The organism is Streptomyces sp. 150FB, from assembly GCF_000818195.1.
In the GTDB taxonomy this organism is placed as follows: Bacteria; Actinomycetota; Actinomycetes; order Streptomycetales; family Streptomycetaceae; genus Streptomyces.
In genome coordinates, this window is the sequence record NZ_JTHL01000001.1 from 2,077,681 (window position 1) to 2,079,961 (window position 2,281).

Annotated in this window: 4 protein-coding genes and 1 pseudogene; all 5 read right to left on the minus strand. The window is 72.2% G+C overall.

Annotated features, from left to right (window positions below):
* Positions 1-97, minus strand: a pseudogene (locus QR77_RS48400) (tryptophan synthase subunit(beta)); the annotation flags it as partial.
* Entirely contained in the window at positions 94-903 is an 810-nt protein-coding gene (gene trpC / locus QR77_RS08560) for an indole-3-glycerol phosphate synthase TrpC (RefSeq protein WP_040020701.1), read from the minus strand. The gene trpC and the pseudogene QR77_RS48400, both read right to left, overlap by 4 nt.
* A gap of 180 nt (positions 904-1,083) precedes the next feature.
* Positions 1,084-1,524, minus strand: coding sequence for a DUF2752 domain-containing protein (locus QR77_RS08565; protein WP_052488613.1), 441 nt, complete (start codon positions 1,522-1,524; stop codon positions 1,084-1,086).
* 207 nt (positions 1,525-1,731) lie between these two features.
* A complete protein-coding gene (locus QR77_RS46530) occupies positions 1,732-2,058 on the minus strand; it encodes an HGxxPAAW family protein (RefSeq protein WP_052488614.1) in 327 nt (108 codons plus the stop codon).
* Positions 2,059-2,189: 131 nt separating this feature from the next.
* Positions 2,190-2,281: Trp biosynthesis-associated membrane protein (locus tag QR77_RS44955; RefSeq protein WP_150130554.1), on the minus strand; the 92-nt coding region annotated here is incomplete at its 5' end.

The following is a 2,281-nucleotide window of genomic DNA, read 5'->3' on the forward strand; positions in this document are numbered from 1 at the left end:
GCGCCGGCGCGCGGCAGCCGCGCGGACGGCACCCGCGCGCCAGCGGCGCGTGGGGCGGGGGGCAGGTGTCGACGGAGACGGTCACGGTGGGGGTCAGTCCCTCCCGTGCCGCAGCGCGGGGTGCGCGCCGGCGGCGACGAGGTCGGCGACCGCGGCCTTGGGGTCGCGGCCGGTCACGAGTGACTCGCCGACCAGTACGGCGTCGGCGCCCGCGTTCGCGTACGCGATCAGGTCGTGCGGTCCGCGTACGCCGGACTCGGCGACCTTCACGATGCTGTCGGGGATCTCGGGCGCGACGCGCTCGAACGTGCCGCGGTCCACCTTCAGCGTCTTCAGGTCGCGTGCGTTGACACCGATGATCTTCGCCCCGGCGTCCACGGCGCGCTCGACCTCTTCCTCGTCATGCACCTCGACGAGGACCGAGAGGCCGATCGACTCGGCCCGCTCGATGAGCGACACGAGCGCGGACTGGTCGAGGGCGGCGACGATCAGCAGCACCAGGTCGGCGCCGTAGGCGCGGGCCTCCCAGAGCTGGTACGAGGTGACCACGAAGTCCTTGCGCAGGACCGGGATGTCGACCTTGGCCCGCACGGCCTCCAGGTCCGCGAGCGAACCGCCGAAGCGGCGCTGCTCGGTCAGGACGGAGATGACTGCGGCGCCGCCTGCCTCGTAGTCGGCGGCGAGCCCGGCAGGGTCGGCGATCGCGGCGAGCGCGCCCTTCGACGGGCTGGAGCGCTTGACCTCGCAGATGACCTTGACGCCCTCGCCGCGCAGGGCGGCGACGCCGTCCCTGGCCTCGCGGGCCTTGGCGGCGCGTTCCTTCAGATCGTCGAGGGCGACGCGCGCCTGCCGCTCTGCGAGGTCGGCGCGTACGCCTTCGATGATCTCGTCGAGCACACTCACGCGAGCGGCCCCCTTCCTGGGACGGGGAATTACTTGAACATGTTGTCGCACGATGTCGTGCTGTTTCGCGCCGTCTCGTGCGGCGATCTCGCTTGGATCAGGATCAGACACCATCGATGCTATCCGGAAGAGGGCGAAGGGCCTGCATCCGGCGTGCCGGACCCCCTCCGACCTGCGTCGTCAGGGTGCGAGCGCCGACCCGAAAGGCAGGTTGCGCGCGACGCTGAAGACCACCACGAGCGCGCCGACAGCCCACCACCACAGGGGACGCATGGTGATCCCGACGGGCAGGTTCCTGGCGGCCCGTACGACCCACACCACCCACACGACGGCGAAGACCGCGTATCCGACGACCGCCAGCGCGTTGTCTCCGAAGGCCGTGGCCAGGTCGCCGCGCGCGACGGCATGAGCGCTGCGCAGGCCGCCGCAGCCGGGGCAGTAGACGCCGGTGACGCCGTACAGCGGGCAGATCGGGTAGTGGCCGGTTTCATTCGGGTCGACCAGGCCCACGTAGGTGAAGGCGGCGGCTATTCCGGCGAGCGTGGCGAGCGGCGGCAGGAGCCGGCGGGCGAGTGAGCGCGGGGGCCCCGGCCGGAAGGGGCCGGCGGTGGGGCTCCCCACAGGGCGGAAGGGGGCTCCGGGGCCCGTGGGCGGGGGCGGAGGTCCGGGCGTCGTAGATCCGGGCAGCGGCGGACCGGCGGCGGTGCTTCGCTTGGCATCCACGTGGTGATTCTCCCCCTGCTGCGACGAAAGACGCAGCCCGGTCGTGCCGGACTGCGTCTGCTGAGCTGTATGTCGGATGAGCTGTGTGTCGGAGCGCCCGTCCGGTCAGTGGGACTGGGTCTCCTTCTGCGCCTCGCCGTTCCCCGACCGGCCCTCGGCACCTGCCGCGGGGGCCGTCGCGTAGTGCCGGCTCTGCGCACGCCCGGCCTCGGCCCTGGCATGCGCGACCTCCGCGGACTCCTTGGGCATGCCGAGGCCCATGGCCTTCATCACGAGACCGACGATCCCGCCCAGGAAGACGACGCCGATACCGGCCCAGAACCCGACCGGGTCGGCCGCCACCACGAAGACGCCACCGATGCAGAATCCGATGAAGGTGATGGTGGCACCGGTCCAGGCCGCCGGGGTGTGTCCGTGGCTGCTGCCCGCCATGAGTTTGCTCCTCGTTGCTGTGGCGCGGTGTGAATGCGGTGACGCGATATGAGCCGGACGCTCACCTGACATTGTCCCGCACGCGCGGTACGTACGGCGCCCGGGGGTCAGGTGTCGCGCACCCGCCGGAGTCAGGACTCGCGCGTCGGGTCCTCGCCCCGGTCCAGCGCCTTCCACAGGTCCTCGGGCCGGTCGGGATCCATGGCGGGCGCGCGCCGCGCCG

Coding starts and splice junctions, on each gene's coding strand:
- QR77_RS46530 (WP_052488614.1), bottom strand. CDS start 2,058: ATGGCGGGCAGCAGCCACGGACACACCCCGGCGGCCTGGACCGGTGCC.